Source organism: Sorangium sp. So ce131, from assembly GCF_051519095.1.
Lineage (GTDB): Bacteria > Myxococcota_A > Polyangia > Polyangiales > Polyangiaceae > Sorangium.
Genome location: NZ_CP150455.1, coordinates 3,504,306 through 3,530,350, shown reverse-complemented (window position 1 = coordinate 3,530,350; position 26,045 = coordinate 3,504,306). Strand labels below are relative to the sequence as shown.

At 69.6% G+C, this 26,045-nt stretch carries 17 protein-coding genes; 10 read left to right on the top strand and 7 right to left on the bottom strand.

The window, feature by feature from the left end:
- Positions 1–16 precede the first annotated feature (16 nt).
- The 3 genes from WMF43_RS13105 to WMF43_RS13095 form a co-directional block, all read right to left on the bottom strand.
- Positions 17–2,500, bottom strand: coding sequence for a SpoIIE family protein phosphatase (locus WMF43_RS13105; RefSeq protein ID WP_437680274.1), 2,484 nt, complete (start codon positions 2,498–2,500; stop codon positions 17–19).
- Between the two features lie 243 nt (positions 2,501–2,743).
- Positions 2,744–4,792, bottom strand: a complete 2,049-nt coding sequence (locus WMF43_RS13100) for a rhamnogalacturonan lyase (protein WP_437680272.1) — start codon at positions 4,790–4,792, stop codon at positions 2,744–2,746.
- 306 nt (positions 4,793–5,098) lie between these two features.
- Positions 5,099–5,605 carry a hypothetical protein gene (locus WMF43_RS13095; protein ID WP_437680270.1) on the bottom strand — a complete coding sequence of 169 codons (507 nt, stop codon included), beginning with the start codon at positions 5,603–5,605 and terminating at the stop codon, positions 5,099–5,101.
- Between the two features lie 274 nt (positions 5,606–5,879).
- On the opposite strand from WMF43_RS13095, the gene WMF43_RS13090 reads away from it, so the two are divergent.
- Positions 5,880–7,001, top strand: coding sequence for a poly(ethylene terephthalate) hydrolase family protein (locus WMF43_RS13090; RefSeq protein ID WP_437680268.1), 1,122 nt, complete (start codon positions 5,880–5,882; stop codon positions 6,999–7,001).
- A gap of 876 nt (positions 7,002–7,877) precedes the next feature.
- The gene (locus WMF43_RS13085; protein WP_437680266.1) at positions 7,878–9,758 is read left to right on the top strand and encodes a hypothetical protein; all 1,881 of its coding nucleotides are present in this window, start codon (positions 7,878–7,880) and stop codon (positions 9,756–9,758) included.
- A 240-nt stretch (positions 9,759–9,998) separates the two neighbouring features.
- On the opposite strand, the gene WMF43_RS13080 is transcribed toward WMF43_RS13085, so the two are convergent.
- Positions 9,999–11,087: an endonuclease/exonuclease/phosphatase family protein gene (locus WMF43_RS13080; protein WP_437680264.1), complete on the bottom strand. Its 1,089-nt coding sequence runs from the start codon at positions 11,085–11,087 to the stop codon at positions 9,999–10,001.
- Positions 11,088–11,210: 123 nt separating this feature from the next.
- Here WMF43_RS13080 and WMF43_RS13075 point away from each other — a divergent pair, with 123 nt between their 5' ends.
- From WMF43_RS13075 to WMF43_RS13040, 8 genes are all read left to right on the top strand, one after another.
- Positions 11,211–12,755, top strand: coding sequence for a L,D-transpeptidase (locus tag WMF43_RS13075; RefSeq protein WP_437680262.1), 1,545 nt, complete (start codon positions 11,211–11,213; stop codon positions 12,753–12,755).
- A 91-nt stretch (positions 12,756–12,846) separates the two neighbouring features.
- Positions 12,847–13,824 (top strand): YegS/Rv2252/BmrU family lipid kinase, encoded by a 978-nt coding sequence (locus WMF43_RS13070; protein ID WP_437680260.1) that lies wholly within the window; start codon positions 12,847–12,849, stop codon positions 13,822–13,824.
- A gap of 111 nt (positions 13,825–13,935) precedes the next feature.
- Complete coding sequence (locus WMF43_RS13065; protein WP_437680258.1) at positions 13,936–14,625, top strand: NUDIX hydrolase; 690 nt, start codon at positions 13,936–13,938, stop codon at positions 14,623–14,625.
- Between the two features lie 615 nt (positions 14,626–15,240).
- Positions 15,241–16,104, top strand: coding sequence for a protein phosphatase 2C domain-containing protein (locus tag WMF43_RS13060; protein ID WP_437680257.1), 864 nt, complete (start codon positions 15,241–15,243; stop codon positions 16,102–16,104).
- Positions 16,105–16,168: 64 nt separating this feature from the next.
- A complete protein-coding gene (locus WMF43_RS13055) occupies positions 16,169–18,106 on the top strand; it encodes a hypothetical protein (protein WP_437680255.1) in 1,938 nt (645 codons plus the stop codon).
- 65 nt (positions 18,107–18,171) lie between these two features.
- Complete coding sequence (locus WMF43_RS13050) at positions 18,172–19,218, top strand: nicotinamidase (RefSeq protein WP_437680253.1); 1,047 nt, start codon at positions 18,172–18,174, stop codon at positions 19,216–19,218.
- Positions 19,219–19,282: 64 nt separating this feature from the next.
- Entirely contained in the window at positions 19,283–20,101 is an 819-nt protein-coding gene (locus WMF43_RS13045; protein ID WP_437680252.1) for a hypothetical protein, read from the top strand.
- Between the two features lie 52 nt (positions 20,102–20,153).
- Positions 20,154–20,699 carry an NUDIX hydrolase gene (locus WMF43_RS13040; protein WP_437680250.1) on the top strand — a complete coding sequence of 182 codons (546 nt, stop codon included), beginning with the start codon at positions 20,154–20,156 and terminating at the stop codon, positions 20,697–20,699.
- A 70-nt stretch (positions 20,700–20,769) separates the two neighbouring features.
- Here the strand turns inward: WMF43_RS13040 and WMF43_RS13035 are convergent, their stop codons facing one another.
- From WMF43_RS13035 to WMF43_RS13025, 3 genes are all read right to left on the bottom strand, one after another.
- Positions 20,770–22,236 (bottom strand): metallophosphoesterase family protein, encoded by a 1,467-nt coding sequence (locus WMF43_RS13035; protein WP_437680249.1) that lies wholly within the window; start codon positions 22,234–22,236, stop codon positions 20,770–20,772.
- A gap of 190 nt (positions 22,237–22,426) precedes the next feature.
- Positions 22,427–22,855, bottom strand: coding sequence for an alternative ribosome rescue aminoacyl-tRNA hydrolase ArfB (gene arfB / locus WMF43_RS13030; protein ID WP_437680247.1), 429 nt, complete (start codon positions 22,853–22,855; stop codon positions 22,427–22,429).
- A gap of 268 nt (positions 22,856–23,123) precedes the next feature.
- Entirely contained in the window at positions 23,124–26,018 is a 2,895-nt protein-coding gene (locus tag WMF43_RS13025) for a hypothetical protein (RefSeq protein WP_437680245.1), read from the bottom strand.
- Positions 26,019–26,045 lie beyond the last annotated feature (27 nt).

Sequence of the window (26,045 nt, the reverse complement as noted above, 5' to 3'; positions counted from 1 at the left end):
GCGCATCCCCGGGCGGCTACCGGGGCGCGCGGTACCTCGCCACGACGACGGTGATGTCGTCGTCGGGGCTCGAGCACCAGCCCTCGACCTCGCCGAGGATCCGGTCGCGGATCACCTCGACGGGCGCGGACTGCGCGGCCTCGATCGCGGCGCAGAGCCGCTCCAGCCCGAACTGCTCGCGGTGGTCGTTGCGGGCCTCGGTCACCCCGTCGCTGTAGAGCACGAGGACGTCCCCGTCCTCCAGGAAGAACTCGGAGTCCCGCGTCATCGCGTCGATCGCGGGGAACACGCCCATCCAGATCCCGGTGCTCGGGATGCACACGCAGCGCCGCGTGCGCGCCGAGCACACGATGATGTCGTCGTGCGCCCCCGCGAACGTCACGCGGCCGCTCCGCTCGTACCGCAAGAGCAGCAGCGTCGCGTGCTCGTCCCGCTTCAGGCGACCGCGCACGTTCTTGTAGATCGCCTTGTTGAGCGCGGCGATGTGCTTGCTCGGGCTGGCGCCCGGGTCGCTGCTCGTCAGCGCCGATACCATGCTCTGGATCATCAGCATCACGAGCCCGGCGGCGAGCCCGTGCCCCGCGACGTCGCCGATCCCGAGCCACCCGCCCTCGGGCGTGGGGATGACGTCGTAGTAGTCGCCGCCGACCTCGGTGGCCGGCGTCATCGCCGCGCTGATCTCGAGCCCCTCGATCTCCAGCTGCTCGCGCCCCTCAGGCACCAGCGTCGTCTGGATCCGCGCCGCGACGAGGCTCTCCTCCCGCCCCCGCTCCTGCTCCAGCCGCTCGCGCAGCGCCACCTGCCGCACCACCTCCCGGTGGAGCCCCACCGTCTTCACCGCAGAGCTGAGCTGGAGGCAGATCGAGCCGTAGACCATCTCGTTCGCGCCGCTGTCGACCGCGATGATGCCGAAATGCTCGGTGTCGCCCAGCATGAGCGGCATCATGACGACGCTCCTGCGCTCGCTCGTGTCCAGGAACCCGGGCGGGGCGAGCTTCTGGACCGGGAAGCCCTCGGAGGGAGGCTCCACCTCGCGGCCGTCCTGCATCAGGAAGAGCGGCGTCAGGGTGGTCCGCTCGGCGTCCTCGTAGAGCGAGACGGCGGCGTGCGTGAAGTGCAGCCTCGACATCTCCGAGGCCAGCATGCGCTTGACGAGCGGCAGGCTCAGGCACGTCGAGAACCACCGGCCGCTCCAGCTCAGGTTGATCGAGGTGACCTCGACCTGGAGGCGCTGGCGCCCCTCGGCGCGTACCGACGCGCTCCCGATGAGGACGCGGCAAGCGTGCCAGAGCCGCTCGAGCGTCTCGTTGGTCGCGGCCGCGGCCGGATCCCCGGACGGACGGCGGAGCCGCGCGCGGAGGAGCGTGATCACGCTCTGGAACAGGTCGAGGAACACGCCTTCGCGCGCCGCCATGTCGAGGAGGTGCTCCAGCGCCTGCACGAAGCGGCCCTCGTGTCCCTCGAGCTCCTCCTCGAGCGCCGAGAGGAGCTCGGCGGGCCAGCCCCCGAAGGCGGCGGCCGGGATGCCCACGGCCTGCTCGAGCGCGCGCTCCAGCTCGTCGCGCCCACCGCCGAGCGACGGCGGCGCGCCGCGCGGCGGCGGCGTCGTGAGCGGACGCACGACGACGGGCCGGAACGCGCAGCCGCACGACTCGCGCCGCGTGAGCTCGATCTGCTGCAGGTTGAGCTCCGGGACCTCCTCGCCGTCGAGCATCCGCAGCACCGTCTCGACCGCGATCGCCCCGAGCCGCTTGATCGGCTGGCGCACCGTCGTCAGCGACGGCTTCGTGTAACGCGCCACGCCGACGTCGTCGAAGCCGCACACGAGGATGTCCTTCGGGACGCCGATGCCCTGTGACTTGAGCATCTCGATCGCCCCGAGCGCCATGTTGTCGTTCGCCGCGACGACGGCGTCGAAGTCGACCCCGCGCTCGAGGATCTCGCGCATCGCGCGGCGCCCGGTGTCGATCGTGAACTCGCCGAACGCGACGAGGCGCTCGTCATAGGGTATCCCGCGCGCGGCGAGCGCCCTCCGGTACGCCTCGGCGCGGATCCGCGCCTCCCCGTTGCTCGGCGAGCCGCCGACGTGCGCGATGCGCCGGCGCGCGTGGTCGTCGATCAGGTGCCCGGCTGTCATCTCGATCCCGAGGCCGTTGTCGACGACGATGCTGGGGATGCCCTCCAGCACGAGCCCGATGCTGCAGAGGGGAACGGGCGCGAAGTCCCGGCAGAAGCGCTGCAGCTCCTCGACGCCGAGGTAGTTGCAGAGCGTCCCCGAGGCGACCATGATGCCGTCGACCGCCTCGGCGCCGACGAGGCGATAGATGCTGTTCCGGACGGCCGCGGAGGAGGCGTCGCCGGGGAGTATCTCCCCGACGGCGAAGATGAGGTTGACGTCGTGCGCCTCCGCGGCGCGCTCGACGCCGATCCGCACGGCGGATTGGTACTCGCCGCGCATGTAGTCCATCAACAGGGCGATCGTCCGGCGTTTCTTCGTCATGGCCTCTGATCCAAATGTCGCTCTGACGCGGTTCGAGCGCTGCCACGATCGAACGAGCGTACGTCGTCCGGCGATCGGATCCAATCCGTTCGCTCGCCGGACGCGCGATGGCTCACAGTTGAATGGCGACCATGTAGGACAGCGCAGGAGAGCGAGGTCGTTCATACCCGTGCGCCCAGCCCGTCGCGCGGCGGAGCGAAGCCGCTGACGGCAGCGCTCCGGCCGCGCGACGGCACGCCCGCATCACCGCACCGTGATGTCGGGTCTGGGGGGCTCCCTCATGCCGTCGCCGATGTGGAAGCTGGTGTGCGGCGGCTGGTTGTAGGTCGCGTTCTGCGCCGACACGTTCGCGCGGTACTGCGGATCGTGCATCAGCGTGTAGATGCGGCGCTCGGTGATCTGGTCGGTGGTGTAGATGCGCAGGCTGTCGCCGCAAAGGAACACGACCTCCTCGCGCCAGTCGCCGAACAGATCCGCGCTGAGCGTCGGCACCGATTTGCTGCCGTTGATCGAGGTGCAGCCGCTCGCGGTGAAGCCCCGACCTTCGCCGTCGAAGTTCGTGACGGTGTTGCCGTCGAGCAGCTCGCGGCTCTCGTCGCCGTCCCACCAGATCAGGAAGTTCACCTGGCGGGGACGGGAGCCGATGTTGCGACCGCTCTCCGCATTGAACAGGCCTGCGGTGTTGGTCCAGGCCTCACCTCCGGGGTTATCGGGAGAGATGTCGTCGGCAGCGCCGCGCCCCGGTCCCTCGCCGTCGCTGTTCGGGCCGCGCCAGAGGATCTCGCAGGTCTCCGCGTCTCGAAGGAAGTACGCGGGCACGCCGTCCGCTTCGGTCGGCTGAAACACCTCGAGCCCGGGGCGTGAGGGGACCAGGTCCGCGACGTGGATCGCGTCGCCGTGTCCGTAGAAGTCGACGGCGCACTTGCCCTTGCCGTCGGGGCCTATCGTCGCGGCGCCAGGGATGATCTCCTGCCTCAGGTCGCCGTCCGTATCCGCCGCCATGACGCTGTGAACGCCCTTGCCGGCGAAGGCGCCGTTGCCGATCGCGGACGAATCGAAGCGCCACACCAGGCTCAGCCGGCCGTCGCGGTAATTGTACGCCCCGAACGTCGTTCGGGCGTAGTAGCCCCGCTGCATGACGACGCTCGGTCGGCCCGAGTCGTCGAGGAACGCCAGCGTGGCGTTGTAGCGATCCGAGCGGTTCCCGTTGTTGTCGCCGAAGCTGCCGCTCGTGATGAGGGCGTGGTACTCGATGGTCGCGAGCTCCGCGCCGTCGACGCCGCTGAAGACCGTGAGGTACTCCGGCCCGCTCAAGATCTTGCCCGCCCCGTTGCGGTAGTCTCGCGCGTCGTCATCGTCGGCGGCGGGACCGGTGTGCAGGAACGCTCCCTTCCCGTCGCGTGTGCCGGGCGCGGTCTTGACGGCGATCTCGGCGCGACCATCGCCGTCCAGATCGTACACGACGAAGGGCGTGGTGTGCTCGCTCTCGCGGATGTTGATGCCCAGGTCGATGCGCCACAAGAAGGTGCCGTCGGTGTCGTAGGCCGCGAGCTTGGGCTGGCCGGTGCGGCCGTCTTGCGACGGATCGCGCGGGTTGTTCTGCTCTTTGACCACGAGCTCGTAGTCGCCGTCGCCGTCGAGATCGCCGGGAGAGGCGTCGCCGGCCTTGTAATTGTCGGGCGTCTCGAGCGGGATGGTCAGGTAGTTTCGCTCCCACGTGGGTGTGCCCGGGTCCCCGTCACGCGTGTTGGCCGAGTCGCCCTGCTCGGCGCCGTCGATCACGGCGCGGACGGTGTACTTCGCGTCTCCGGGGGCCCCCCGGTCGAAGTAGTTGGTCGAGTCGGTGATGGGAGCGTCGTTCACCTTGGTGCCGTCGCGGTAGACGTTGAACCCGATCTCGGGATCCTCGTAGCCCATGAGCCGCCAGCTGATGAAGTTGCCTTCGCCCGCGCGCACGGCCACGACGCCGCGGCACAGGTTCTCCAGCGTGACGTGGCCAGTCGCGGCGGCCGGCGTCACCCCGCAGATGGACTCGCCTGGGCTGCTCGTGCCGCCGGTGCCGGATGTTCCACCGCCGGACGCGCCGCTGGACGTCGGCCCCGACGCGCCGCTGGACGTCGGCCCCGACGCGCCGCTGGACGCCGGCCCCGACGCGCCGCTGGACGTCGACCCCGACGCGCCGCCCGCGTTCGGAGCGCCGCCGGCACCGTCATCGCCCGACTCGGACCCGCTGCACGCACTCAGGGCTCCCGCCACGACCAGCGCCATGGTCCCGTACGCAATGTCTCTCATTGTAGTGCTCGCCTTTCAAGCCAATCAAAAAGTAGACGAACGCCGACGCCGGCGCTGCCGGACGTGGCGTACGTGAGCTGGTCGCGGATCACTCCGCTGCCGAGGGGCCGCTGAGCCGCCGCTGCGGAACGTCCGAGATCGCCGCTTCCAGAACTCGACGGGTATGTGGGATGAGGTGCTGGCTTTCGGTCACCACTCTGAGACGTCCACTCGCCTTTTTTGGTGAGACATCCCGAAGGAACCACAGGAGTGGAATTTTGCAGCCGGGCGGACGACGAGCAGTCCCCGGCGCAGCGCGGCCACGCCTCAGACCTGCTCGCCGTAGAGGATGGAGACCGCCGCCATCTCCAGCATCAGCTCCTTGAGGATGAGCTGGTCGGTGGACTTCTCGGCCTCCACAGCGAAGGCGAGGTCGCGCAGCTCGTGATGGGCGAGGGCGAGACCCAGTTGCTCGGCGATGGCGAAGGCGCCCATGGCGTCGAGGTGCACGTCCCAGGTCTCGCCGTGGAGATTCAAGAGGTAGGGGCCTTCGATCGCCGCGGGTTCGGCGCCCTCGGGATCGGCCACGTCGACTCCATCCACCATATTGCCCTCCCTCACCGCTTGGTCACGCGCCAGATAGGGCTGGAAGGGTCCGGTTTCGGCATAGTAGGGGAAGGGCAGGCGTGGGTCGCGCGCCCATACGGTATCGCCGGTGAGCGTGACGTCCTGGCCCGGCACGTCGTGCGCGTGGGGGTGTTTGGCGAGGTCCACGGTGAAGCCCTCGGGCACCACGACGCCCTGCAAGCCCACGGAGCCCTGGCCAAAGTACATTATCCCGTCATGCGACCCGGAGACCCGCCAGCCTCGTCCTCCCTCGGGATCGAGGACAGCCGCAGGCCGGCCGATTGGAATTGACATCCGGAATGTGAACGTTCACACTCTCGTTGTGGGCATCCTTTTGCTTCGGCGATCACTTGGCGATCGACGGCGCGCCGCCGGGGGCCGTGGGGCGCCTGAAGACCCGTGTACATGTGCCCCGTCAGCACCACGGGAGGATGGCAAGCTCAGATATTTCTTTCCTCACTCGAGGTAACACGGTGTCGCTATGAAAAATGACTTGATTCGGGCTTTCACCTGGGCCGCGCTTGGCATGATCGTCGGCGCTTGCAGCGGCTCGAATGACGACGGCAACCTTGGTGGAGGCGGCGGAGCCCCGGCGGACGCCGGAGCGAGCGTGAGCGGCTCGGGCGGCGAGCAGGCGGGCTCCACCGGAGGGGCTCTGCCTGCGGGCTCAAGCGGCTCACAAAACACCGGAGGGTCCGAGCCCTCCGGCTCGGGCGGGGCGCCTGCCGGCGGCGGGGAGACGTCGGGCGGGAACGGAGGCTCGGGCGACGGCGGCGGCTTCACCGGCACGTGCACCGCGTCAGAATCGGTCGGTCGACCCCGGTCGGGGAGCGGCCCTCATCAGGTGGTCGTCGAGACGAACTCAGAGCCGGGCATCAACCAAGGCACCATCTTTCGTCCGGCGGATCTCGGTGGGGACGCCAAGTATCCGATCTTCGTCTGGGGCCAGGGCGGATGTTCGCGAGATGGGCTCGCGAATGAAGCGGCCATGGTCGAGATCGCCTCGCATGGCTACTTCGTGGTGGCGGACGGGACACCGGAAAACACGCAGCCCAACCGCGATCTCGGGAGCGGAGGCGACGTGCTGCTCGCCTACGTCGGCTGGGCGATCGCTGAGAACGCGAAGCCTTGCAGCGCCTACTACCGGAAGATCGAGACCACGAAGGTCGCCTCGAACGGCTTCTCCTGCGGCGGCTTGATGGCGGCGGGGACCGCCGCAGATCCCAGGATGACGACCTGGGGACACACGAGCAGCGGCACGTTCTCCCCGAATCAGGCCTTCTACGACTCGATTCACACCCCCGTATTGATCGTCACCGGCACCGCGGACAGCGCGGGCGCGTACGCGAACGGCGCGAGGGACTTCGAGTACATCGCCGCCCGGGATGATATCCCGGTCATGATGTTCGCCAAGGTCGGCGCGGACCACGGGGGCGATCTGTGGGCCCGGAACGGCGGCGAGTTCACTCAGGTCAACCTGGCGTGGCTCAACTGGTGGCTCAAGGGCGACGAATCGGCCACCGGCAAGGGCATGCTCGTCGGCGCGAGCTGCCGCTTCTGCACCGACAGATCCTGGCAGGTCTCTTCTGCCAATCTGCCCTAGGGCACCGATCACGTTGCATCGAGCGAGAAATCAAGCGCCAAGGACGCCAAGGCGCCAAGGACGCCAAGATATTCTCTTCTTCTTGGCGTCCTTGGCGCCTTGGCGCCTTGGCGTCCTTGGCGCTTCGAATTCTGCTCGTTTCAGGCTGGTTCAACCCGTTTGTCGCTCTAGGGTGGGCTCGCTCTCAAGCTGAACGGCGCGGGCGTCTCTCTGCGGGCCCCGTCAATTAGCGTCCGTCGAAGGTTCGGCCGCTCCTCTCCGACGTGAAGCCCGACTACGTCGGCACCGCCTACATCGAGACGTACCTGCTCGACGCCGACGCGCGGCATTCCGCCAGCGCCAAGCTCGTCGGCGGGGGCGCGCTCTACGCGCTCACGCGGCGCCGAGCTCGGCAAGGCCATCGCCGCGCACCCGAACGACCTCGAAGCCGCGCTCGCCGAATACGAAGAAGAGATGTTTGTTCGTGGAGCGAAGGCGGCACCCGAAGCCGCGGCGACCTTCGAGCGTTGCTTCGGCGAGACCGCCCCGGACGGCCTCATCGCATTCCCGTCGGGCGGGGAAGCGCGGTCGAGCGGCTAAGACGTGTGGCTGCCGTCAACGCGTCCGAAGTTTAGTACGATAGCAAGTGTTGCGCTTCGACGGATCGAAAACTCCGCAACGATACCCCCTCCAGTTGTCAGGCGAGCGAATCGAGGCCGCCACGGCAAATAATCTGAAGGCTCGCGCCCCCTGGCGGCATCAATCCCGGTGTGCGGCCATCGACGATGTAGTTGCACTTGAACGCAAGCATTGTCGTTCGTTGTGTTCCGAAGATTTCATCCGCAGCGGAGATGTTTCCGCTCGCGGCACCACCCACTTGCAATGGTTGAATGCCCCATGAAACAAGCACGCTTGATTACCCTCGCGACCCTGCTCCTGCCTGGACTCGCTTTGAGCGGGGCATGCTCCAGTGAGCCGTCCAACAGCCCGAAGCAATCCATTCTGGATCCCGATGTCAATGAGGCGCCCGTCGACAATGGCGATGACACGCCCGCCGACAATGGCGACGACACGCCCGCCGACACGTCGCCGGACTGGCAGGCGTTCACCTGCCACGCTTCAAAGTCGCCCATGTTCGAGAGCCGCGACGTGTTGAACATGCGGATCTCTGCCGATTTTACGAAGCTGAACAGCGCACCCACAAAAGAGGAATCGGGCTCGCAGGCCGTGATCGAGCTGAGCGACCAGAGCGGCGCGGCGCCGATCACCGCGAACATCATCGCCCGGGGCGCTTCGCGCTTCACTTGCGGCTTTCGCCCGTTCTCGATCAAATTCGGGGAAAAGCAGAAAGATAACATCTTCGCGCACCTCGGCAAGTCAGTGAAGTTCGTCACGCATTGCGGAGACAGGGAAGGCTTGTCACCCACGCTCAAGGCGGATTCTATCGAGACCTACGAACAGCGCGTGCTGATGGAGGACACTGTTTATCAAGTGCTCGATCAGCTGCAGGTGCCCTCGCTCAAGACGCGGCTCGTACGGCTCACCTACCACGACACGCCGACCGGCAAGGAGGAGACGCACTTCGCGTTCGTGCGCGAGCCCGAGGACGAGATGGCCGAGCGCTGCGGCATGGTGGAAGAGGAGGATCTGTCCGAGGTCGATGTCGATACCTCGCAGCTCAAGGTGGACCAGGCTGGTCAAGTGCTGCTCAACCTGCTGCACGACTTCGTGATTCAATACGACGGGATCGAAGGGAAGAACCTGGTCAAACTGGTCGACCCCGAGCGCAAGGCGATATTTCACGCTCCCTACGACTTCGACCTGGTCGGCGTGTCCCGGCCGGATTACGTGGCCAACGAGGGGCGCACGCTCGAACAGAACCGAGACGCGTTCGCGGACTGGCTGCGGCGCAACCAGAGCCCCACGCTGTTCGACCAGATCGAGGTGATGCTGGCTCGCGCCGACCAGATGCAAGGCGCCGTCGATCAGTCGAACATGAACGAGGAGAACCATGAGGTCTTCTCCCGCTGGCTCTCGCTTTACCTGGGTCTCCTCCGGGATTTCCGCGAGTGCGAGGGTCACACGGACGACGCGTCGCGGCCCCTGTGCCACGTAGAGGACGACCACGGCGATCGCCCCGATTCGGCCAGCGTGGTCGATCCCGGCGAATGGAGCGCGCGCATCGAGCCGCCCGGCGATGTGGACATGTTCGCCGTCGATCTCCAGGCGAGCTCGCTTTACTCCCTCGGTGGCCGCGTGCCTCTCGAGCTCTTCGACGCCCAGCAGAACCTCGTGGCATCGGCCTCGGACCGGGTGGTCTCGTTCAAGCCGAGCCAGACGGGCACATACTACCTCCGAGCTTCGCTGGGGGAACAGATGGTCTCGTCGCCGCTGCTCCCGCGCCCCGAAGAGATCGATCGGTACATCTCCCTCTACGCGGACGATCACGGGGCGTCCCTGGAGACGGCGACCACGCTGGAGGCCGGCGAGGCCGTCGAGGGCAAGTGGGAGCCGGCGAAGGGAGAAGACGAGGATTGGTTCCTGGTGAGCGCAGGCGCGTCGACCAACCTCCACGTCGTGATGCGGGATACGGACACTGGCCGCGTCGAAGTGATCCGGCGCGACGCGCCGGCCGAAGAGCTCCCCCTCGAGGCATATCTTATGGAAGGTGATAATGACGTGTCGTCGCTCTTCGAGCAACCTGGCGAGTACGTCGTCCGGGTCATCCAGATGCTCGGCATCCGACCCAATGGTTCCTACACCGTGACGCTGCAATAGCCCGGAGCTCCTGGCGTAGGCACGCCGGAGCCCATGCCGGCGCAGGTCGCGGTAGGCTAGTTCGGCCTGTCAGGAGTCTTGGCAGGGATCACTGCGAGAGAAGAGAGATTCAACGCAAAGGCGCAAAGGCGCAAAGGCGCAAAAATACAGAGAAAAAAAATTCTGGTTTGCGCCTTTGCGCCTTTGCGCCTTTGCGTTTAAATCTCTCGGGATCCCTGGCCAAACTTGTGAGACACGGAGCTAGCGGGCCGCCGGCGCGCCGGTCCACCGCAGATCGGCGACCATCCCGTGGTGATCGCTCCCTATGGATCGCGCCGTCCAGGCGCGCTCGGCGTCCCAGCCCTCGCCGAGGAGGATGTGGTCGATCCGGACGCTGATCAGCCTCGTCTTCTTCGTGAAGCCGTAACCGAGGCCGGCGGCGGAGAACGCATTGGTGAAGCCCGACCAGAGATCGCGGTAGATGCCGCTCTCCACCGGCAAGTTGAAGTCCCCGGCGATCAGGAGCGGCCCGGCGGCGCGCCTCGCCCACTCCCTCGCGAGCTCCGACTCCCAGCGGCGGGCGGCGGTGTTCGCCTCGAGATCGGGCACGCCGCCGAGCCGCTTCACGGCGATCGCCTCCAGCCCGTCGCGCACCGTATCCAGGTGGACGTTGAGGAGGGAGAACACGCCGTGGGGGCTCTCGAGCTCGTAGAGGGTGATCGCCCCGGAGCCGTCCTTCTGCCAGACATCCTTGCGATCGCGGGCGTCGACCTTGCGGATCGGGTACCGCGTGAGCAGGCAGGTGTTGTAATCGACGTGCAGCGTGTAGCCGTCGATCGGCGACACACGATCTGCGGGAGGAGAGCACTCCTGGAACGCGGCGACGTCGGGGCTGAGCTCGGCGAGCAACGCCCTCACGGGGTCCGAGGCGAGCTTCACCCGGCCGAGGTTCTGGGTGAGCACCCGGACGCGCGGGCCCTCGGCCTCCGACCGGAGCGGGTTCGGCAGCTGCAGCCCCATGATCGGGCCGAAGACGATCGCCGCCGCCGCCGCGAGCGGAAGGAGCAGGCGGCGGCGGAGCCCGAGCGCGAGCGAGCCGAGGGCGAGCACCGGCGCGACGAGCACCCAGCGGGGCCCGAAGAGCAGCAGCGTCGCCGGCCACCACCGATCCGAAAAGAACACGAGCAGCCCCCACGCGGCGGCGACCGCGGCGAGGGTGAGCCACACCAGCGCGGAAAGGAGGCGGTCCGCGCCGCGGCGCCAGGGAGAGCGCGCCGACCCCTCGGCCGGCGCCGCGCTCCTGCTTGCAACGGGCGACGCCTCCCCGGCGCCCGATCTTGCCTTCTCCATGTCACACCCAGGGTGCCGCGCCTGGATCCGGGGCGCGAGCGAGATCGCGGTGTCGCCGCCGCGGCGCGAGCGCCTCGGTCGAGCGCCGCAGGTCATTCCGCCAAACAGGGTGGACGTGCTACCGTGCTCCCGCCTATGTCCGGCCGCTTCTGTACCGCCGCCTTCGGTGTCCTGTGGCTCGCGTGCACGCCGGCGCGGGACGACACCCGCCGCGGCGCCGACCCGTCCGCGAGCGCGGGGGTCGCGGTCGCGGAGCCCTCCGACGAGCGCCCGGCGGGCTCCCAGGACGCGGGCGCGCCGGCCATCGTTCCGGAGTCCTCGCCGGCGGCCGAGGCCCAGGCAGCGACGAGCCCGTCCGCCGCGGTCCCGGCGACGGCGACCGCAGCGGCGCCCGGGGGAGCGACCCGCGTGTACTCGAAGGGGCGCAACGTGTGGATCCGGTCGGCGCCGCGGGAGAGCGCCTCGTGGATCGGCGCGCTCTCCATCGGCGGCTCGGTGCGGTTGAAGAGCGCCGAGCCCGCCCGCAGCGGCGGCCGCGACTGCCCCGCGTTCTACGCCGTCGAGCCGCGCGGGTACGTCTGTGTCGACGGCGAGCGCGCCACCCTGGACGCGGGCGACCCGATGCTCAAAACGCTGCTCGCCCACGCCCCGCTCGTCGATGAGCCGCTGCCGTACCGCTACGGAGAGTCGCTGGGCCTGAAGCGCCTCTTCCAGGTGGAAGGCATCGACGCGCCGTCCTGGCCCGAGGGGATCCACGATCTCCGCCACGTCGACGTCCGCCCGCGGTCGTCCGTCGCCTGGACGAAGGAGGTCGAGGCCGGCGGGCAAACGTGGCTCTGGACAGCCGATCTGACGTTCGCCCCGAAGAGCAAGGTGAAGCCCTATGAGCCCACCAGCTTCCGGGGCGTGCTCCTCACCGGCGACGTCCGCCTCCCCATCGCGTTCTTTCGCCGCAAGCCGCGCCCCAAGTACCGCCTCACCGAGGACGGCCAGCTCGCGAAGATGGACGACGTGTGGGAGCGCCTCGATCGGGTCGGGCTGACGGGCAAGTCGAAGCGGGTCGGCACGTCGACGTACCTCGAGACCCGCGAGGACGGGCGCTGGGTGCTGGAGCGCGACGCCGTGGTCGTCAAGCCCCGGAAGGGGCGCACCCCCTGGGGCCGCCCCATCCGGCTCGCCGGCGAGGCGCGCGAGGCGCGGACCGACGGGCCGAGGAACACGTGGCTCGAGATCGCGGCCCTCGAGGGCTGGATGATCGCCTACGAGGACGACCGGCCCGTCTTCGCGACGCTCATCTCGGCCGGGCGCAACGGGGCCGAGAAGCCGGTGTCCACCGAGCCGTTCGTGCCGCCCTCGACGACCCCGCTCGGCCAGTACCACATCAACAACAAATGGGTGACGAAGACGCTCATCACGCCTCACGTCAACGAGGACGACTTCATCGAGGCCGAGGTGCCCTGGAGCCAGCACTTCTTCAGCAAGTACCTCGTGCACGCGGCGTACTGGCACAATAGCTGGGGCGACGGGCAGAGCGGCGGGTGCGTGAACCTCTCGCCCATCGACGCGAAATGGCTCTTTCACTGGACCGAGCCCGCCCTGCCCGAGGGGTGGCACGCGGTCCAGGTCACGCGCAAAGACCCTTCGACGCGCGTCATCATCCACCGCTGACCCGCCGGCCTCGCGGGAACTCGCGGGAAGGCGGCGCGCTCGTCGCCGCGCCCCCCTCCCGCCCCGGCTCTCCATGCTCTAGGATGACGCGATGACCGAACGAAGGGCTGCGCTGATCCTGAACCCCGCGGCGGGCCACGCGGGCGATGCGGTCGCGTCGCTCCCCGCCCGGCTCCAGGGCGCGTTCACGCTGAGCGTCTACGAGACGACGCAGGACCGCTGCGCCGCGACGTGCGCCGAGGCCGCGCGCCGCGACGGGGCCTCCCTCGTGATCGCGGCGGGCGGCGACGGGACCGTCTCGAGCGTGGCCTCCGCGCTCCTCGGGACGGACACCTGCCTCGGGATCCTGCCGCTCGGCACCGCGAACTCGATCGCGCATACCCTCGGCATCCCGAGCGCGCTCGACGCGGCCATGGATGTGCTCGTCCAGGGCGAGCCGGTGCAGGTGGACGCCGCCCGCGCGAACGGGCGGACCATGGTCCTGCTCTCCGCGCTCGGGCTGCACGCGGACACGGTCGGCGAGACGCCGCAGGACGCCAAGCAGCGCTGGGGCGTGCTCGCGTACATCGGCACCGGGCTCAAGAAGCTGATGAGCCTGGAGCCGTTCCAGGTCGAGATCGAGACCGAGGACCAGCGGATCCATTGCCGGGCCACCGCCGTGACGATCGCGAACATGGCGCCCGCGCGCACGGTCCTGGCGCAGGGGCCGGCGGTCGTCTCGCCCGCGGACGGCCAGCTCGATCTGACCATCGTGTCGGCCACCACGCTGGTGGAGGCGGTCGCGACCGGATTGCACCTCTTGAAGACCGCGATCGACGGCGAGCCCGTCGAGCGGGACAACGTGGGTTTCCTGGCCGTCCGGAAGGTCCGCGTCACCACCGATCCGCCCCAGCACGTGCTCATCGACGGCGAGGAGGCCGGGACCACGCCGCTCGTGGTCGAGTGCCTCCCGGGCGCCCTGAAGGTCATGGTCCCGCGCCGCGAGGAGGTCCCCCTCCCGCCGTCCGCCCCGGAGGTAGAGGCCAAGCTGGAAGGGCTGCCCGACCTCGAGATCGAGCCGAAGACGTAGGCGCCGCGGCGAGGCGCGGCGGCTCCCCCCACCCGCCGCCGGGGGCGCCCGGGTTGACATGGTGTACAGCATACACTAAGTTACCGTGTTCGGTTGCCCCGGAGCGCTCGGATGCCCTTCACGTACCAGTACCCGCGGCCGGCATTGACGGTGGATTGTGTCGTCTTCGGGCTCGATGACGACGACCTCAAGGTGCTGCTCATCCGGCGGGAGCTCGAGCCGTTCCGCGGCCGGTGGGCGCTCCCGGGCGGCTTCGTGCACGTGGACGAGGCGCTGGACGACGCCGCGCGCCGGGAGCTCGCCGAGGAGACGGGGCTCTCGGGGGTGTTCCTGGAGCAGCTCTACACCTTCGGGGCGGTCGGGCGCGACCCGCGCGAGCGCGTCGTCTCGGTGGCGTATTACGCGCTGGTCAAGCTCGGCGACCACCGCGTGAAGGCGGCGACCGACGCCCGGGAGGCCGCGTGGTTCTCCGTGGACGACACGCCGGCGCTCGCGTTCGATCACGAGGAGATCCTCGCGACGGCGCTGGAGCGGCTCAAGGGCAAGGTGCGGTATCGGCCGATCGGGTTCGAGCTGCTCCCGCCGAAGTTCACGCTGTCGCAGCTCCAGCGGCTCTACGAGAAGATCCTCGAGCGGCCGCTCGACAAGCGCAACTTCCGCAAGAAGGTGCTCGGCACCGGGCTGCTCGTGGAGCTCGACGAGGTCGAGCAGGACGTGGCCCACCGCGCGGCGCGGCTCTACCGGTTCGACCGGCGGAAGTACGAGCGGCTCGAGAAGGACGGGTTCAGCTTCGAGATCTGAGGCGCGCGGGGCGAGCCCCTCCGGCGCGTCACAGGATGGCATCCAGCGTGACGACATTGCACCCTGATCGGGCTGCCCGCCCCGTCACGCACGACGCCGGAGACATCGATCCACGGGTCGCCCCCGACGAGCCCTGAAGCCGCCACGGCGAGAGAAGAGAGATTCAACGCAAAGGCGCAAAGGCGCAAAGGCGCAAAAATACAGAGAAAATTCTGGTTTGCGTCTTTGCGCCTTTGCGCCTTTGCGTTGAAATCTCTCGGGATCCCTGGCCAGACCTTCGAGGCACGGAACGAGTCCACGCGCGCGAGCTTCATGCTTGTACAGAGCGGGGTCCGACCGAGCGTCGCTCCTCAGGGGTAGGCCTCGCACCTCCGCGCGCGCTCCCCACAACACGGGCGGCCGCGCACGCGGGCGAGCGATCGGGGTTGACATAGTGTCCGTTAGACACCATGCTTCGTGTATCTTGAACACACAGCCGGGCGCTCGCCGCGTGGGAGCGCCCGCGGCCGGCGTCGTCCGTGGACCTCCCATGTCGGGATCGCCACGGCCCGTCCGGCCCGCTCCTCGGACGTTACGTCCGCGGCGCGCCCGAGGCGGGGCGCAGAAGGGATTATCATGACGTGCGAGGCCGCTTTCCTGGCTGACCTCGGAGGGGGATTGCGCTTCGAGCTCGCCGGCGGCACGGCGACCGGCACGGACCACCTCGCGACGGGGCGGCCCAACCAGGACGCCTATACGTTCCGGGCCGAGGGCCGGCATCTGGTCGCGGTGGTCTCGGACGGCTGCGGCAGCGGCGCGCGCAGCGAGGTGGGCGCGGCGCTCGGCGCGCGGCTCGTGGCCGAGCAGGTCCTCGCCGCGCTCCGGCGGGGCGGAGATCTCGAGTCGACGGAGACCTGGGAGGACGTGCGGCGCGGGGCGCTCGCGCCGCTCCGGGTGATGGCCGCCGGCATGGGCGAAAGCCTGGCCGAGGTCGTGTCGACCTACTTCCTCTTCACCGTGGTCGGCCTCGCGGTCTCCGGGGACACGGCGTGTGTGTTCTCGATCGGCGATGGCCTGATCGCGCTCGGCGAGGAGGTCCTGCGGCTCGGCCCGTTCCCGCGGAACGAGCCTCCCTACCTCGGCTACGGCCTGCTCGATCGGCCGCCCGGCGGCGAGGCGCCGCGCTTCACCGTGCACCGCGCCTTCCCGTCGAGCGCGCTCCGGACTGCCCTGCTCGGGACCGACGGCGCGGTCGATCTGCTGGAGTCGTCGTCACGGGCGCTTCCCGGCGGCGGCGGCGAGGTCGGCCCGCTCTCGAGGTTCTGGGAGGACGATCGTTATTTCCGCAACCCGGACGCGGTGAGGAGGCGGCTCGCGCTCATCAACCGGTCGGTGGCGCGGCCCGTGTGGAAGGAAGAGCGGATGGCGCGGGAGGGCGGCCTGCTCCGCGACGACACGACGCTCGTCGCCGCGCGGAGGGCGCCGCCGGAGCGGGGCTGACGCGCTGGAGTCGCGGCAGCGCCGGATGACATCGCTGTCGGGATCACGCCCGGAGGAGGCGAAGGTGGACGTGTATTTGAACGGAAAGCGGGTCCGGCTCGACCCGCGGACCTCGATCGGCAAAGGCGGAGAGGCGGACGTCTTCGACCTCGGCGACGGGAGGGCGCTCAAGGTGTGGAAGACGCCCGATCACCCGGACTACGCCGGGCAGGACGCCGAGCAGCGCGCCGCGGAGGGCCGCATCGAGCGCCACCAGGACAAGCTGCGCGTGTTCCCGCCGGCGCTGCCGGATCAGGTGATCGCGCCGGTCGAGCTCGCGACCGACAAGGCGAAGAAGCGCATCGTCGGCTACGCGATGCGCCTCGTGCGCGGCGCGGAGCCGCTGCTCCGGTACGGCGAGCCGTCGATGCGCCAGGGCGGGCTCACGGCGGCCGCGGCCTCGGAGGTGCTCGCGCGGCTGCACCGGACCGTGGACGGGATCCACGCGCGCGGGGTGGTGATCGGCGACTTCAACGATCTCAACGTGCTCGTCGCCGGCGGCGAGGCGTTCGTCATCGACGCCGACAGCTTCCAGTTCGGTCCGTTCCTCTGCCAGGTGTTCACCGAGCGCTTCGTCGATCCGCTGCTCTGCGACCCTTCCCTCCCCCGGCCGACGCTGGCGAGGCCGTACACGCAGGGCTCCGACTGGTACGCGTTCGCCGTGATGGTCATGCAGAGCCTGCTCTGCGTCGGCCCCTACGGCGGCGTCTTCCGGCCGCGATCCGCGGCGGCGCGGGTGCCGCAATGCGCGAGGCCGCTCCACCGGATCACCGTGTTCGATCGCGACGTGCGGTATCCGAAGCCGGCGATCCCGTACCAGGTCCTGCCGGACGACCTCCTGGAGGTGCTCTATCGGATCTTCGTGAAGGACCAGCGCGGGGTGTTCCCGAAGCGCCTGATCGAGGCGCTCGCCTGGACGAGGTGCCCGGCGTGCGGCGTGGAGCACGCGCGGGCCTCCTGCCCGACGTGCGCGAGCGCGGCGTGCTCGATCGCCGGCCCGGCGAGGGAGTCGGCCGCGGCCCGCGGGGAGGTCGTCGCGACGCGGATCCTGAGCACGCGCGGGGTGATCCTCGCGGCGGCGGTCGGGGCCGGCGGGCTCGCGGTACTGGTGCACGAGGACGGGCGCTTCCTGCGGGAAGACGGGTCCGTGGTGATGGCCGGCGCGCCCCACCCCGCGATGCGCTTCGCGGTGCACGGGCGGGCGACCTTGATCGGCCGCGGCGGCGAGCTCGTGGTGCTCTCGCCGGGGGCGGCGCCGGAGCGCGTCCAGGTGGACTGCGTGGGCGCGAGGCCCGTCTTCGACGCGAACGACCGCGCCCGCTACTGGGCGCGCGGCGGGCAGCTCCTGCGGAGCGGCAAGCCGGGCGACGCGGCGCTTCCCGGCGACGCGGCCGCCGCCGTCCCCCTCGGCGAGGTGCTCGCGGGACAGACGGTCTTCTGGGTGGGCCCGAGCTTCGGGCTCGGCTTCTACCGCGCCGGGAACGTCTCGATCGCGTTCGTCTTCGACGCCGAGCGGCCGGGGATCAAGGACACGGTCAAGCTGCCTTTCCCCGGAGGCAAGCTCACCGGGGCCACGTGTGTGTTCGACGCGGACTCCGGATCTCCGCCCCGCCGGGGCCGCGGGCGCGCCTGGCTCTTCCTCGTGGCCGAGCAGGCCGGGCGCACGGTCCACCGCTGCGTGGTCGTGCGCGAGGACGGCGCCGTGGAGGCCGCGGCCGACGCCGAGGCGGGGGACGGCTCCTGGCTCGGGGCGCTCACCGGCAAGTGCGCCGCCTCGGGGTTCCTGCTCTCGGCGACCGACGCCGGCGTCGTCCGTATCGAGGCCCGCGGGGGCGCGCTCGTCGAGGCGCGGCAGTTCCCCGGCACCGAGCCGTTCGTGAGCCAGTCGTCGCGGCTCTTCGTCGGGCCCGAGGGGCTCTTCGTCGTGGACGCGCAGACGATCACCTTGCTTCGCATCGCGTGAATCAACCGCTGTCAACCGTGTGAGCGCCCGCGACCGCGGGCCGATTGAGAGGAGAGAGAGAGACCATGAAGACCACAGAGCTCCCGCTGCCCGCCTTCTACGACCCGAAGAACGCCGAGCGGTGGGGATACCACCCGGGCGAGGAGGCGCTGCACGGCGCCGCGGCGGCGTGGAAGAAGGCCCACGGGCTCAAGCCCTCGGCCGCGGACGCGCGGAACGTGCACCTCCTGCTCATCGACGTGCAGAAGGACTTCTGCTTCCCGCAGGGCTCGCTCTACGTCGCCGGCAGGAGCGGCACGGGCGCGGTCGACGACAGCCGCCGCATCGCCGAGTTCATCTACAAGAACCTCGCGTCGATCACGAACATCACCGTCACGATGGACACGCACTTCGCTTACCAGATCTTCTTCCCCGCCTTCTGGGTGGATCGCGAGGATCGGCCGCTCTCGGCGCACCGCGAGATCACGACGGCGCAGATCGACGCGGGCGAGGTGCGGCCGAACCCGGCGGTGGCGCGGTGGCTGTGCGGCGGGAGCTACCCGTGGCTGATGAAGCAGGTCCGCTACTACTGCGAGGAGCTGGAGAAGGCGGGCAAATACCGGCTGTACCTCTGGCCGCCGCACTGCATCCTCGGGAGCGACGGGCACGCGCTCGCCGGCGTCGTGCACGAGGCGCGGATGTTCCACGCGTTCGCGCGCGGGGTGCAGTCGTGGGTGGAGGTCAAGGGCGGTAACCCCCTCACCGAGAACTACTCGGTGATGCAGCCCGAGGTGCTCACGCGGCACGACGGCCAGCCGCTCGCGCAGCGCAGCACCCAGTTCCTGAAGACGCTGCTCCACGCCGACGCGGTGATCATCGCCGGCCAGGCGGCGAGCCACTGCGTGCGCAGCTCGATCGAGGACATCCTGACGGAGATCGCGCTCACCGATCGCGCGCTCGCGAAGAAGATCTACGTCATGACCGACTGCATGTCCTCGGTCGCCGTGCCGGACGGCAAAGGCGGCTTCCTCGCCGACTTCACCGCCGAGGCGGACAAGGCGCTGAGCCGCTTCGCGGCCGCCGGGATGAACCTCGTGAAGAGCACGGACCCGATGGCGCGCTGGCTCGCGTGACGCGGGCGCGGGGCGGAGCCCGGAGGAGACAGGCCGGACGCCGGCCATGAAGGAGCGATACACCATGAAGAACGAATCCAAGAGCGGGACGAAGAATGGGAATGCGATCGATATCGAGGGCCTCTTCGAGGCGGCGCGGGAGGAGGGCGCGCTCTCCGCCGAGGCGATGCAGGCGCTGCACATCACCGACCTGGGCGCCCAGATCCAGGCCGGCTTCGGCGTGCAGGTGGACGACGTGGCGTCGTCGGAGGTCGTGCTCGTGACGGTGATGCCGGACGACTCGGGATCCATCAAGTTCGCCGGCAACGCCCAGGCGGTGCGGGACGGGCACAACCTCGTCGTCTCCGCCCTCGCCGACTCGAAGCAGCGCGACTCGCTCCTCGCCCACAACCGCTACCTGAACGGGGCGGTGCTGTACCCGTATTGCCCGATCGCGCAGGCGGAGAAGATGACCTCGAAGAACTACGATCCCCAGCTCGGCACGCCGCTCTACGACCAGGCCGTGGTGCTGCTCGGGACGGTGATCGCGAAGGCGCAGGAGTTCGCGCTGAGCGGCGTGCCCGCGCGCACGGTCACGCTGTTCATCACCGACGGGGCCGACGCGGGCTCCACGTGGGCCAAGGCGAAGGACGTGTGCGCGCTCGTCCGCGACATGCGCCGGGCCGAGGCCCACATCGTGGCGGCGATCGGAATCGACGACGGGAACACCAATTACCGCGCGGTCTTCCGCGACATGGGCATCGAGGACCGCTGGATCCTGACGCCGAGGAGCGACGCGGCCGAGATCCGCAAGGCGTTCGCGCTGTTCTCGCAGTCGGCGGTGCGCGCCAGCCAGGGCGGCGCGTCGTTCTCGAGGGCGGCGGCCGGCGGCTTCGGCGGGTGAGCCGCGTCAGCCTGCCCAGGGGAGGAGGCCGCGTGGTAGTAGGTCGACTCCCATGGCGATCGGGCGGTGGAAGGCACTGGAGCGGCGCGTGCACCAGCACTCGCCGTGGCGGAGGATCGAGGACGTCCTCTTCGAGCTTCCGGACGGGAAGGTCCGGACGTTCTCGCTCAAGAAGGAGGGGCGTGTCGTCTCGATCCTCGCGATCACGCCCGAGCGGCGCGTCGTCCTGGCGCGCCAGTACCGGCCGGGGCCCGACCGGATCCTCGACGAGCTGCCGGCGGGGGGCGTCGAGCCGGGAGAGGCGCCGGAGGAGGCCGCCGCGCGCGAGCTGCTCGAGGAGACAGGCTACGTCGCCCGGGACCTCCTGCCGCTCGGCCGCCCGCTCGAGTGCGCCTACTCGACGATCGAGCGGCACGCGTTCCTGGCCGTAGACTGCGTGCGGAAGCAGGCGCAGGCGCTCGACGAGACCGAGTTCATCGAGGTGCTCGAGAAGCCGATCGAGGACTTCATCGCGCAGCTCAGGGAGGGCGCGTGCACGGACCCGGAGGTCGGGTGGATGGGGCTCTACGCGCTCGGCTGCCTGAAGGTGCACGCCTGAGCCGGGCGCTCCCGCCCCCGGAGAGGGCGCGCGGGAGGGGCCCGGCGCGGGCCCTTGAGGGCAAACGCCCTCAGACGACGTTCAACGACTTCACGGCGAGGCCGGACGGCGTGGGCTCGAGCGTCGTGATGCAGCGCTCGTGGGCCATCCAGTCGATATAACGAAGCTCGACGCTCCCGTCGGCCTTGAGCCGGAGCACGCAATAGCCGTTGTTGCCCCGATCCGGCCGGAGGCGGGTCCAGTCGGGAAAGCGCCCCTTGGTCTCGAGGAAGAGCAGCGGCGCCGGGGTCGGCTTCCCCGCCCGCTCCCGTTCGTAGGGGTACCCGCCGTGCCCGATGCAGCTCCCCACGAACGGCAGGGCCTTCGTGGCGCCGAAGAGGGCGCAGTAGTGGGTATTCCCCCAGAACCACAGGTCGACGAGCCGCCGCTGGACCACGATGCGGCGGAGATCCGTGAACAGGTCCGTCGTGCCCTTGGATCCGTAGGTGTAGGGCTCGTCCGGGCTGAGCAGGATGTTGACGCGGCCGCTCCGGCGCCCCTCGTCGAGCATCGACTCCGCCCAGTTGAGCAGCTCCGCGTTCTTGTACCGGAACGAGCCGAAGTACTGCGTGTCGATGCCGACGATCTGGAAGCGCTCCGAGCGGAGGCAGAAGTAGCTCCCCTCCTGCTCCTGGACCGCCGGCGCCGCCTGCTTCCGCTCGTCGATGTACCGGAAGAAGGGCTCGTTCAGCGAGTAGCGCTCATGGTTGCCCGCGAGCGTGAACAGCTTCGTCTTGGCGAGGATCGGGCGCAGCTCCCGCTTGAAGTACTGCGCGAACTCCGACTCGCGCCCCGCGTAGTAGACGTCGCCGAGGTGGATGGCGTACGGGAAGGCCCTCCGCTGGAGCTGCCTCGCGATGTAGCGAGAATGGTAGAGCCCGGTGCCGAAATCGGCGAGCAGGGCGATGTCCAGCGACGACTCCCTCGACGGCTCCGGGAGCTGGTAGACGAACCGCGAGCGGTACTTCGGCGCGTCGTGGCGCCGGAAGGGCGCGAGCCGCGCGAGCGCCGAGTGCACGACGAACGGCCCCGTCATGATCACCCAGCGCGCGGCGTCGGCCACGGTCTCGAACATGGTGTTCCCCGGGTCGATCGGGCAACTCGCCAGGTCGATGCCCTCGAACGAGTACTCGGACGGGAGCGACGCGATCGCCGCCTCGAGCTCCTCGTTCGCGCCGAAGAACTCGATGGCGCGCTCAGGGCGCGACAGCATGGCGCGCGCCCGCCGGATCGCGTGGCCCACCTGCGGCGCGGTGAGCGACCTGTCCCACAGGCTCCGGAACCGCTCCACGACGTGCTCCGGATCCTGCTCGAAGATGTCCTCGAGCAGCTGCGCCCCCTCCACGTCGAGCGGCGGGATCTCGACCGGAGGCCCCCCCGACGCCGGCGACGACTCCTGCGGATCAGGGCCGAACGCCAGCGGATCTGGCCTCAGCTCGACGATGGATTCCGGATCGTACCCGAGCGCGCGGTGCAGCGCCTTCACGTCATGGCTCATGGAGGTCCCCTTCCCGAAGATCGATCTTCGCCTGGATAGCCTGGCATCAGGCAAGCAGGTTCACCAGATAAGCAATTTCTCGACCTGACGGTCGAGCGCGAGCCGCCGGGAGCCGCGGACCGCGTCCGTGGCGGCAGGCGCGCGCGGCCGCGCGCAGGAGCGCCTCGGCGCCCGGCGCGCGCGCCGCGTGTCAGTCGTTGTCCCCGCCGCGGCGGACCTGCTTCTTCTCGCCCGTGCGCCGCTTGTCGTCGAGCCGCCTCGCCTTCGACGCCCGCGTCGGCCGCGTGGGCCTCCGCAGCACCGGCGGCTCGAGCGCCCGCAGGATCAGCGTGCGGAGCTTCTCGCGCACGTCGTCGAGGTTGCGCTGCTGGTCACGCGTAAGCTGGCTCACAATGAGCAGCCGCCCCTCGGCGTCGAGCCGGCCGCGCGCGAGCTCGCGCAGCCTCGCCTTGGCGCCCTCGTCGAGCTCGGGCCACGCGGCGAAGTCGAAGCGCAGCTCGACCTTCGAGGCGACCTTGTTGACGTTCTGGCCGCCGGGGCCCGACGCGCGCACGGCGCTCCAGCTGAGGAGCGCGGCCGGGGCGGTCAGCGCATCGTTGATGACGAGGGGGTGGGACACGGCGGCTCGCTCCGCCGCGCGGGCGCCGCGCGGGGCGCCTTTCGCCTAGCACAGGCGGTCCCCGGGCGAGAGCGTCATCCGCCCGGGGCCTCGCCGCGCGCGCCGCCCGGCTCGGGCGGCGCCGCCATCGACCGCCCCTCGCCGCGCCTCAACCGCCGCGGCGGCCGCGTGTTCCTGGCTCAGGGCGGGTCGGCTCGCGCCGGCCTCCTCAGCCCGGGGGACGCCGGGCGGGCAGGTGGGTTGTCACGGCGGCGGGGAGCGCTGGCGCTCAGCGGGTGGGGTCGCTGACCGTCCCCGTGACGAGAGAGCATTGATCGATCAGCGCGACGTTGGCCTTCATCGCGTTCGAGGACAGCGCGATGCCGAGGTAGACCTGTCCGTTCAGCTCGACCTTCTCCGGCCTGCCGAGCACCTGGAACGCCTTGCCATCCGTCGAGTAGAGACCCGTGATCGTCGATCCCGCGCGCACGACGCGCACCCATACGGGGGTCTTGGGCGAGCCCACGAGATGGTGTGGCGTCGCCGTCTTCTCTTTCGCGCGGAAGTGGAACAGGGTATGCGTGGGCTCGTACGCCGTCATGACGTAGGGCGAGCCCACGTCGAGGCTCTGGCGGATCATCACGCCCACCCTCGCGTCACCGTCCGTGTTCTCCAGGTTCAGCACGCGGATCGTCAGCTGCCCGTCGCCGGTGAAGGGCAAGGCGAGGAAGCTGAAGTCGTCCACCGCCACGTGCCAGAGCTGCGTGCCAGACGCCTTGAACCTGATCCTGTCGCCGTCTCGCTCCAACTTCCCGAGCCCTCGGCCGATATCGTAGAGCTTCGGCGCTTCCTTGCCCTCGAAGAAGCTGCCGAGCGAGACCGGGGAGGCGGACGTGGACGTGTCCTGGGTAGGTTTGAGGGAGTACTGATCGAGGACGGCGGTGGCGGCCTTGTTCGCATGGGAGGCCACCACGATGCCCGCGTACGTCGTCCGGTGCATGGGGATGGTCTTCCGCGCGGGTCCCGCTTCCACGACCGTCGTGGCGAGCAGGGTGAAGCTCGCGCCGTCCGTGGAGTAGAAGCACGAGAACTCGTCTCCTTTCCGCGTGAGGCGCAGCCACAGGGGGAGCGTGGCGCCCGAGGGGAGCCTGGGCACGCCCGCGTAGGGGTACGATGACGAGACCTCCTCGTTATTGCGGTAATGGAACACGATCTCGTCGGTCTCCCATGCGAGCATGGCATACCGTGCGCCCGGGTCGAGCGCGTCGCGCATCATGATGCCCACCCTCGCCTCCGTGCTGGGCTCGTCGAGGCTCAAGAGCCGCACCGTCAGCTCCCCGTCGCCGGTGAGCGGCGCGGCGAGGAAGCTGCAATCGTCCTGCGTGACGCCCCACAGGTGCGTGCCGGCCGCCTTGAACGTGATCTTGTCGCCGTCCCACTCCCAGCGGCCGACCCCCTTGCCGATATCGTAGAGGTGAGGCACCCCCGGCGCGCCGAACCACTGCTCCAGCGGGACCGAGGGCGGCTCGTCCGAGCCCTGCGGACGCGTGACGGAGACCTGTTCGAGGGCGGCGATGGCCGACTCCTTCTCATTGGAGGTCGCCGCGACGCCGATGTAGACCCTCGGCGCCATGGCCACGGTGATCCGGTAGTACTCCTCGAACTTCTCGCCCTTCTCGTCCCTGGAGAACGACCCGATGAACTCGTTCCCCTTGCGCTCGATGCGCAGCCATAGCGGGAGATCGACGCCGGCTTTGCTCCACGTCCATTTCGCGCCTGCTCCCGCCGTCTCGCGCCACGCTTGGTGGAGGTTCCTGTCCGCCTCCCAGTGGCTCATGACGAAGCGGGCGTCGGCGTCGAGGGTCTCGCGGATCTGGACCCCCACCGTCGAATCGGCGTTCTTCTCCAGGCGCGTCACCCGCACGGTGATCGCGCCGTCGCCGAGGAGGGGCACGGCGAGGTAGCTGAAATGGTCGGTGGAGTCGTTCCTGAAGGGCGTGCCCGTGGCCTTGAACGTGAGGGCCGCACCGTCCAACTCGTACTTGCCGATCCCCTTGCCGATGTCGTAGAGCCACGGCGTCGTCGCCCCGTCGAACAGGTGGCCGCGCGGGTTGCTGGCGCAGATCACCCGCTCGAGCATCGCCTGGAAGGCGCTCAGCCCTTCCTGCGTGGGGAAGAACTGGCCGTCCGTCTCCCGGGCCACGCGGGCGAACTCCCCAGCGATCGCCTTGAGCGATCGATCCGAGAGCTTGGCCGTCCCCTGGTACATGTGGACGCGGACGCCGGCCTGCTTCGCGGCCTCGATGGCGCGGTTCGCGGCCTCGATGTCCTCGTCGTCCTGCCCCGTCCCCGTGGCGCCGAGGCCGGCTTCGAGCGGCTCGTCGCCCAGGAAGAAGATGGCGCGGGCGGCGCCGGGCCGCCAGTCGAAGTGGCGCGCGACGTCCTCGATGGCGCGCGCCCCGTCCTCCTTGTAGCTGTAGGGGTCCACGTCCTTGTTGCCGGCGTTCTCCGCCGTGCGTCCCCGGAGCGCCGTGGGGTCGACGTTCACCTTGCTCGTGAGGTAGCTGCGGACCGTGTTGTCGAAGCGCGTGTTCTTGAACGTGCCCTCGATGCCCAGGTAGGAGACGCGCAGGTCCGACGGGCAGCTCGACTGGGCGGCCGCGACGGCGCCGCTGATGGTCTTGCTGAGGGTCTCCGCTTCATCCACCATGGAGGAGCTCGTGTCGATGACCACGACCAGGTCGACGGCGGGGACGCTCGCCTTGAAATCGGGGTTGACCGACAACCCGCCCGGGAACTCGAGCTTCTTCCCGTGGCAGCACAGCGCGCCGGCCACGCCCCGGTGGACGGTGACGTCGCCGTGCCGGCCCGGCGACGCCGCGCCAGCGACGAGGTTGCGGGCGTAGCGCGGCGGGTCCCCGAGGTTGATGGAGAAGCGCGGCGCGGTTCCCTCGCCGTTCGCGAACTCCAGGGTGAGGACGTTGCTCAGGTCGAGCGTGCCGACGACGGGGTCGCGGTACGAGAAGGCCGTCAGCTTGGGTCCCTGGCCCGCGGCTGCGCCGGCCGTGTAGGCGATGTTCACCCCGGTGGAGGGGCCTTCGTAGGTGAAGCTGCCCTTGCCGAAGGTGGATCCATCGGAGTTGAGGACGCGAAACGCGTGCGTGGTGACCTCTGTGGTTGCCATTCGTAGTTCTCCTTCGTTCGTCGTGCT

Bases quoted from the DNA above. Each gene is read 5' to 3' on its own strand.
- WMF43_RS13105 (WP_437680274.1), bottom strand. From the start codon at position 2,500: ATGACGAAGAAACGCCGGACGATCGCCCTGTTGATGGACTACATGCGC.
- WMF43_RS13100 (WP_437680272.1), bottom strand. From the start codon at position 4,792: ATGAGAGACATTGCGTACGGGACCATGGCGCTGGTCGTGGCGGGAGCC.
- WMF43_RS13095 (WP_437680270.1), bottom strand. From the start codon at position 5,605: ATGTACTTTGGCCAGGGCTCCGTGGGCTTGCAGGGCGTCGTGGTGCCC.
- WMF43_RS13090 (WP_437680268.1), top strand. From the start codon at position 5,880: ATGAAAAATGACTTGATTCGGGCTTTCACCTGGGCCGCGCTTGGCATG.
- WMF43_RS13085 (WP_437680266.1), top strand. From the start codon at position 7,878: ATGAAACAAGCACGCTTGATTACCCTCGCGACCCTGCTCCTGCCTGGA.
- WMF43_RS13080 (WP_437680264.1), bottom strand. From the start codon at position 11,087: ATGGAGAAGGCAAGATCGGGCGCCGGGGAGGCGTCGCCCGTTGCAAGC.
- WMF43_RS13070 (WP_437680260.1), top strand. From the start codon at position 12,847: ATGACCGAACGAAGGGCTGCGCTGATCCTGAACCCCGCGGCGGGCCAC.
- WMF43_RS13065 (WP_437680258.1), top strand. From the start codon at position 13,936: ATGCCCTTCACGTACCAGTACCCGCGGCCGGCATTGACGGTGGATTGT.
- WMF43_RS13060 (WP_437680257.1), top strand. From the start codon at position 15,241: ATGACGTGCGAGGCCGCTTTCCTGGCTGACCTCGGAGGGGGATTGCGC.
- WMF43_RS13050 (WP_437680253.1), top strand. From the start codon at position 18,172: ATGAAGACCACAGAGCTCCCGCTGCCCGCCTTCTACGACCCGAAGAAC.
- WMF43_RS13045 (WP_437680252.1), top strand. From the start codon at position 19,283: ATGAAGAACGAATCCAAGAGCGGGACGAAGAATGGGAATGCGATCGAT.
- WMF43_RS13040 (WP_437680250.1), top strand. From the start codon at position 20,154: ATGGCGATCGGGCGGTGGAAGGCACTGGAGCGGCGCGTGCACCAGCAC.
- WMF43_RS13035 (WP_437680249.1), bottom strand. From the start codon at position 22,236: ATGAGCCATGACGTGAAGGCGCTGCACCGCGCGCTCGGGTACGATCCG.
- WMF43_RS13025 (WP_437680245.1), bottom strand. From the start codon at position 26,018: ATGGCAACCACAGAGGTCACCACGCACGCGTTTCGCGTCCTCAACTCC.